Consider the following 6,858-nt stretch of genomic DNA (forward strand, 5'->3'; position numbering starts at 1 on the left):
GCAGCAACCCGGAACCCGACGCCCGCTGAGAACCCGCCGAGACCCCAGCGCCCCAATGTGGCATTGGGTGCGTCAGACGCACCCAATGTGGCGTTCGGTGCGTCCCACGCACCGAACGCCACATTGGGGCGCTTGGGTCAGGGCTCGCCGGCGACCCGGCGGACCACCTGGCCGGCCAGCACCGGTGGGCGGCGGACCCGGCCCGAGGGCAGGACCAGGCGTTTCAGCGGGCCGCCCAGCGGCACCGGCGGGTGCCCGGCGTCCAGCAGCACCTGCTCGACGATCTGCTCGGCGAGCCACGCCACCGTGTCGTTGAGCCGGTCCAGCGAGGGACGGTCGCCCTCGAACACGTCTTCGTCGGCCAGGGTCACCTCGAAGTACGAGCAACCCGGGGGGACGGAGATCGCCTCCTCGATCGCGCGGGCACCGTCGAGCGGGTCGGCGAACCCCGCTTCGAGCAGCGGCTCGCGGTAGATCCGCGCCGCGCGGGCCCGCATGCGAGGCCCGTAGCGGACCACCACCGGGAGCCGGCCGGTCAGGCCGGGCACGGCCAGGCCGTGCAGCAGCATGATCGGCGGCACCGAGTGCACCAGCCGCGGCGCGGGCTCGGCCAGCTCGCGCGCGGTGATCCGGACGCGGTCGGCCATCGCGTCCGGGAGGCCGAAGTAGCGGAAGTCGACGTTGCCGAACCCGAGGCCGTCGGCGACCAGCGAAGCCAGCAGCTCGCCGTACCCCCAGATCGGCGACAGCACCACGACCGGCGGCGCGGCGACGACCGGCGACGGCACGGGCGGGCGCGTCGCCTCCTGCTCCGGCACCTGGATCACCAGCCGCGGCGGCTCGTGCCAGTCGTGCACCTCGGCGACCCGCCAGTAGAGCCCGAGCGGCCGCCACAGCTCGCCGAGGACGTCGTGCTCGAGGATCCGGCGCACCTCGGCGTCGTCGTGGGGGAAGTCCCGCGGCGGCACGACGCCGACGTAGTGGTGGTAGGTGACGCGGACCTCGTCGCCGCGGGTCGCCGAGCGGATCCGCATCTCCCAGTCGATCGGCGACGCGGCGATCAGGTTGGCCACCTGGGTGCCGGGTGAGGAGTAGACGAGCGCCGTGGCCTGCCGGAGGAACTGCCCGGCCTGGTCGATGCCTTCTCGCAGCGCCTTCGCCGCCTGGGCGACGTGCACCGGCGAAGCGAGCGAGTCGGGCAGGACACCGGCGACGCGCAGCAGCTCGGCTTCCCCGAGCCCGGTGACCTCGGCGAGCTCGGCCCAGTGGTCGAAGACGGTCACCTTCGGCGCGTGCCGGTGCTCGATCCAGCTGCGCAACGTCGACGTCGGGACGCCGATGCGGCGGGCGGCCTCGTCCAGGGAAAGCCCCCGCGCCCGGATGCCGGTCCGGACCGCTTCCGCCCACTCGTCGGCGCGCCAGTGCGTCACCTCACAAAGCTAACGAAACCGGCTAGCTTTGCGCAGGGACGAATCGCCCACGCGGCATCGACGCTGGTCACCATGACGACCACCATCATCGCCCTGACCCTGATCGTCGGCGTGCTGACCTTCGCCGCCGGCGCCTTCCTCGCCTCCGAGATCGCCGTCCGCGTGCTGCGCCGCCGCGAACGGCTCGTCTCCGAAGAGCGCAAGAAGCTCAACGCCGCCTGGAACTACCTGCGGGAGGTCTACGGCGTCAAGAAACCGACCAAGCGTTAGAGCGGGGTGACGTACGCGCCGGAGATGCCGCCGTCGACCAGGAACTGCGACGCCGTGATGAAGCTGGCGTCGTCGCTGGCCAGGAAGGCGACCGCGGCCGCGATCTCCTCGGGCTCGGCGAACCGGCCGACGGGCACGTGCACCAGCCGCCGCGCCGCGCGTTCCGGGTCCTTCGCGAAGAGCTCCTTGAGCAGCGGCGTGTTCACCGGCCCCGGGCACAGCGCGTTGACGCGGATGTTCTCCCGCGCGAACTGGATACCCAGCTCGCGGCTCATCGCGAGCACCCCGCCCTTGGAGGCGGTGTAGGAGATCTGCGACGTCGCCGCGCCCATCACGGCGACGAAGGACGCCGTGTTGATGATCGAGCCCTTGCCCTGGCGCTGCATGTGCGGCAGGACGGCCTTGCAGCAGTGGTAGACCGACGTCAGGTTGACGCGCTGGACCCGCTCCCACGCCTCGATGCCGGTGGTCAGGATGGAGTCGTCCTCCGGCGGGGAGATGCCGGCGTTGTTGAACGCGACGTCGACCGAGCCGAACTGCTCGACCGTGCTGTGGAACAGGTTCTCGACCTGCTCGGCGTCGGTGACGTCGGTCTGGATGAACGCGCCGCCGACCTCGTCCGCGGCCGCCTTGCCCACGGCCGGCGTCAGGTCCGCGATGACGACCTTCGCGCCTTCGCTCGCCAGCCGGCGGGCCGAGGCGAGCCCGATGCCGCTCGCGCCGCCGGTGATCACCGCGACGCGGCCTTCGAAACGCTGGACCATTACTCCTCCGTGCTGAGAAAGACGTTCTTGGTTTCGGTGAACGCCGCCGCGGCGTCGGGGCCCAGCTCGCGGCCGAGGCCGGACTGCTTGAAGCCGCCGAACGGCGTCCAGTAGCGCACCGAAGAGTGCGAGTTCACCGACAGGTTGCCGGCTTCGACGCCGCGCGCCACCCGGAACGCGCGGCCGGCGTCGCGGGTCCAGATCGAGCCGGACAGGCCGTACTCGGTCGCGTTGGCCATGCGGACCGCGTCGGCCTCTTCGGCGAAGGGCACGACGGCGACGACCGGGCCGAAGACCTCGTCCGCCACGGCCGGGTGCCGCAGGTCGGGCGGGGTGAGGACGGTCGGCGGGAACCAGAAGCCGCTCCCGGTGGGCGCACTGCCGCGGAAGGCGACGGGCGCGTCGTCCGGCACGTAGGAGGCGACCTTCTCGCGGTGCGCGGCCGAGATCAGCGGGCCCATCTCGGTCTTTTCGTCGCCGGGGTCGCCGACGACGACGCCGTGCACGGCGGGCTCCAAGAGCTCCATGAAGCGGTCGTACGCGCTCGCCTGCACCAGGATCAGCGACCGCGCGCAGCAGTCCTGGCCCGCGTTGTCGAAGACGCCGTAGGGCGCGGTCGCCGCGGCTTTCTCCAGGTCGGAGTCGGCGAAGACGATGTTCGCGTTCTTGCCGCCCAGCTCCAGCGTCACGCGCTTCACCTGCGCGGCGCAGCCGGCCATGATCTGCTTGCCGACCTCGGTGGAGCCGGTGAAGACGACCTTGCGCACGCCCGGGTGGTCGACGAACCGTTGCCCGACCACGGATCCCTTGCCGGGCAGCACCTGGAAGACGTCCTCCGGGATGCCCGCCTCGCGCGCCAGCTCGCCGAGCCGGATCGCGGTCAGCGGCGTCAGCTCGGCGGGCTTGAGGACGACGGTGTTGCCGGCCGCGAGCGCGGGCGCGAAGCCCCAGCCCGCGATCGGCATCGGGAAGTTCCACGGCACGATCACGCCGACGACGCCAAGAGGCTCTTGGAAGGTGACGTTGACGCCGCCCGGCACCGGGATCTGTTTCCCGATCAGGCGTTCCGGCGCGGCGGAGTAGTAGTTGAGGACGTCCCGGACGTTCCCCGCTTCCCAGCGCGCGTTGCCGATGGTGTGCCCGGAGTTCTCGACCTCGAGCCACGCGAGGTGCTCGAGGTCGGCCTCGACGGCGTCGGCGAAGCGGCGCAGCAGCCGCGCGCGGTCGCCGGGGGTGACGTCGCGCCACGCCGGGAACGCCGCCTGGGCGCGGGCGATCGCCGCGTCGGTCTCCTCGGCGCTGGTCAGCGGGACCGACCGCACCACGGCTTCGGTGGCGGGGTTGATCACGGCGAAGCTGGTCATTCCTGCCTCCTGCTCGCGTCGACGAGCGCTTCGAACAAGCGGACGTCGTCGCTGTCCTGCTCGGGGTGCCACTGCACGCCCAGGGTGAACTCGCCGGGCACCTCGGCGGCCTCGATCGTGCCGTCGGCGGCCCGGCCGACCGGTTCGAGGCCCGCGCCGAGCCGGTCGATCGCCTGGTGGTGGTAGCAGAGCGTCTTGGTTTCCCGGCCGAGGATCGCCGCCGCCCGGCTGCCCTCGGCGAGCGTGACGATGCCGCGGCCGAACGTCGCGGGCGCGGGCTGGTGTTCGGTGGTCCCGCGGGCCTCGGGCAGGTGCTGGACCAGGGTGCCGCCGAGGGCGACGCTCATCACCTGCAGGCCGCGGCACACGCCGAGGACCGGCTTGCCCCGGCGCCGGGCCGCGGCGAACAGGCCGAACTCGAAGGCGTCGCGGTTCGGGCGGGTGTAGGTCGTGGGGTGCTGCTCCTGGCCGTAGCGCTCCGGTTCGACGTCGGCGCCGCCGGTGAGCACCAGGCCGTCCACTGTGGACACGAGCCGGTCGTACGCGTCGCTCACCGGCGGGAGCAGCACCGGGATGCCGCCCGCCGCGACGACGCAGTCGACGTAGACGCGATGCAGCAGCGCGGCTTCCGTCTCCCACACGAGGAACTTGGCGGACTCGAGGTAGGTGGTGAGCCCGATCACCGGCCTAAAGTCGTTCGAAGCCACGAACCCGCTCCCAGTCGGTGACGGCGGCGTTGTAGGCGTCGACCTCGATCTTGGCCGCGTTCAGGTAGTGCTCGACGACGTCCTCGCCGAACGCTTCGCGGGCCAGCTCACTGCCGGCGAGCGCCGCGGCGGCTTCGGGCAGCGTGGTCGGCACCGTGCGCCGGCCGGAGTGGTAGGCGTTGCCGGTGAAGGGCTCTTCCAGCTCCAGCTCGTTCTCGATGCCGTGCAGGCCGGCGGCGATGAGCGCGGCGACGGCGAGGTAGGGGTTGACGTCCCCGCCCGGCACGCGGTTTTCGACGCGCAGCGACTCGCCGTGGCCGACGACGCGCAGCGCGCAGGTGCGGTTGTCGGTGCCCCACGCGATCGCGGTCGGCGCGAAACTGCCCGGCACGAACCGCTTGTAGGAGTTGATGTTCGGGGCGAGGAAGTACGTCAGCTCGTGCAGCGCGGCGAGCTGGCCGGCGAGGAACTGCTCCATCAGCGTCGAAAAGCCGTGGTCGTGGTCGCCCGAGAGCACCGCGCGCCCCTCGGTGGAGCGCAGGCTGATGTGGATGTGGCAGGAGTTGCCCTCGCGCTCGTCGTACTTCGCCATGAACGTGAGGCTCTTGCCCTCCTGCGCGGCGATCTCCTTGGCGCCGTTCTTGTAGACGCTGTGGTTGTCGCAGGTGCTCAGCGCGTCGGTGTAGCGGAAGGCGATCTCCTGCTGGCCGGGGTTGCACTCGCCCTTGGCGGACTCCGGGTAGAGCCCGGCGCCGGCCATGTCGTTGCGGATGCGGCGCAGCAGCGGCTCCAGCCGGGCGGTGCCGAGCATCGAGTAGTCGACGTTGTACTGGTTGGCGGGCTTGAGCCCGTGGTAGCGCTTGTCCCAGGCGGCTTCGTAGGTGTCGTCGAAGACGATGAACTCCAGCTCGGTCCCGACGTACGCGGCGAGCCCGCGCTCGGCGAGGCGCTCGAGCTGCCGGCGCAGGATCTGGCGCGGCGACACCGGCACCGGCCCGCCCTCGACGCGCTCGACGTCGGCCAGCACCAGCGCGGTGCCCTCCTGCCAGGGGATCTCGCGCAGGGTTTCGAGGTCGGGACGCAGCACGAAGTCGCCGTAGCCGCTGTCCCAGGAGGAGAGCGCGTAGCCGTCGACGGTGTTCATGTCGACGTCCACGGCGAGGAGGTAGTTGCAGGCCTCGGTGGCGTGCCCGACGACCTCGTCCAGGAAGTACTCGGCCGAGCAGCGCTTGCCCTGGAGCCTGCCCTGCATGTCCGTGAGCGCGACGAGCACGGTGTCGATCGTGCCCGCGTCCACGCGCGCCCGGAGCTCGTCGAGCGTGAGCATGCCTCGTCTGCGTGCCATCAGCCGCCCCAAAGGTTTGATGCGAATCCTTTGCGGGTTCTTCCTACCCGGTCACGCCCGGCGGGTCAACCGGAACAAAGGTATTTTCTTGACCCTTTGAATCTGCTGTCGGTATGCGCGGTTTGCCCGGCTGAGAAGAGCCTGTGAATTCCGCGCGAAGGGAGGAATCCGGGGTACTCGCACGTTGTACGGGGCAGGAGAGGTGAGATCGATGACCACATTCACGCAGCAGAGCACGATCGGACAGCAGCAGGCGCGGCCCCAGCTGCCCACCCTGCCCACCGGCTGGCCGATCGGTTCCTACGAGTCCTACGAGCAGGCGCAGCGCGCGGTCGACCACCTCGCGGGCGCGGAGTTCCCGGTCACCGACGTCACGATCGTGGGCGTGGAGCCGATGCTCGTCGAGCGCATCGCCGGCAAGATGTCCTGGGGCAAGGTCCTGGGCAGCGCGGCGACGTCCGGCGCGATGTTCGGCGTGTTCCTCGGGTTGGTGCTGAGCCTGCTGAACCCGGGAGCGGGCCTGGTCCCGATCGTGATCGGCCTGGTCGCCGGTCTCGGGTTCAACCTGCTGTTCGGCGCACTCGGGTACGCGGCCAACCGCAACAAGCGCGGGTTCATCTCCCAGAGCCAGCTGGTGGCCCGCAGGTACGACGTCCTGTCCCAGCCCCGCAACGCCGAGAAGGGACGTGCGCTCCTGGCGGACCTCGCAGCGCGCAGCGCCTTCGGCCACTGACGCACTTACGAGCGAAGGCCGCCCCCGGAACACCTCCGGAGGCGGCCTTCGTCGCATCCGGGGTCCAGGGCGGGGAGCGGCCCCAATGTGGCGTTGGGTGCGTCTCACGCACCCAACGCCGCGTTCGGTGCGTCCCACGCACCCAATGTGGCGTTCGGTGCGTCCCACGCACCCAATGTGGCGTTCGGTGCGTCCCACGCACCCAATGTGGCGTTCGGTGCGTCCCACGCACCCAATGTGGCGTT

At 71.1% G+C, this 6,858-nt stretch carries 7 protein-coding genes; 2 read left to right on the forward strand and 5 right to left on the reverse strand.

Translation table 11 applies throughout. From position 1 onward, the window contains the following. Nucleotides 1-137: 137 nt before the first annotated feature. Nucleotides 138-1,430 (reverse strand): helix-turn-helix domain-containing protein, encoded by a 1,293-nt coding sequence (locus ACZ4TR_RS49260; RefSeq protein WP_465296143.1) that lies wholly within the window; start codon nt 1,428-1,430, stop codon nt 138-140. A gap of 72 nt (nt 1,431-1,502) precedes the next feature. Here ACZ4TR_RS49260 and ACZ4TR_RS49265 point away from each other — a divergent pair, with 72 nt between their 5' ends. Next, entirely contained in the window at nt 1,503-1,700 is a 198-nt protein-coding gene (locus ACZ4TR_RS49265) for a hypothetical protein (RefSeq protein WP_364529447.1), read from the forward strand. Here the strand turns inward: ACZ4TR_RS49265 and ACZ4TR_RS49270 are convergent. Genes ACZ4TR_RS49270 through ACZ4TR_RS49285 form a run of 4 tightly spaced genes read right to left on the reverse strand, consistent with a single transcriptional unit; the run spans nt 1,697 to nt 5,880 of the window. Then, nucleotides 1,697-2,464: a 3-oxoacyl-ACP reductase gene (locus ACZ4TR_RS49270; RefSeq protein ID WP_465296144.1), complete on the reverse strand. Its 768-nt coding sequence runs from the start codon at nt 2,462-2,464 to the stop codon at nt 1,697-1,699. The genes ACZ4TR_RS49265 and ACZ4TR_RS49270 overlap by 4 nt on opposite strands. After that, nucleotides 2,464-3,828, reverse strand: a complete 1,365-nt coding sequence (locus ACZ4TR_RS49275) for an aldehyde dehydrogenase family protein (protein ID WP_465296145.1) — start codon at nt 3,826-3,828, stop codon at nt 2,464-2,466. The genes ACZ4TR_RS49270 and ACZ4TR_RS49275 overlap by 1 nt, the downstream gene beginning before the upstream one ends. Then, a complete protein-coding gene (locus tag ACZ4TR_RS49280) occupies nt 3,825-4,535 on the reverse strand; it encodes a gamma-glutamyl-gamma-aminobutyrate hydrolase family protein (RefSeq protein ID WP_465296146.1) in 711 nt (236 codons plus the stop codon). The genes ACZ4TR_RS49275 and ACZ4TR_RS49280 overlap by 4 nt, the downstream gene beginning before the upstream one ends. Next, nucleotides 4,516-5,880 (reverse strand): glutamine synthetase family protein, encoded by a 1,365-nt coding sequence (locus ACZ4TR_RS49285; protein WP_465296148.1) that lies wholly within the window; start codon nt 5,878-5,880, stop codon nt 4,516-4,518. Before ACZ4TR_RS49285 ends, ACZ4TR_RS49280 begins: the two co-directional genes overlap by 20 nt. Before the next feature lie 211 nt (nt 5,881-6,091). Between ACZ4TR_RS49285 and ACZ4TR_RS49290 the strand changes: the two genes are divergently transcribed. Further along, nucleotides 6,092-6,613 (forward strand): YflT domain-containing protein, encoded by a 522-nt coding sequence (locus tag ACZ4TR_RS49290; RefSeq protein ID WP_364529459.1) that lies wholly within the window; start codon nt 6,092-6,094, stop codon nt 6,611-6,613. Nucleotides 6,614-6,858 lie beyond the last annotated feature (245 nt).

The organism is Amycolatopsis sp. NPDC028719 (assembly GCF_055565395.1).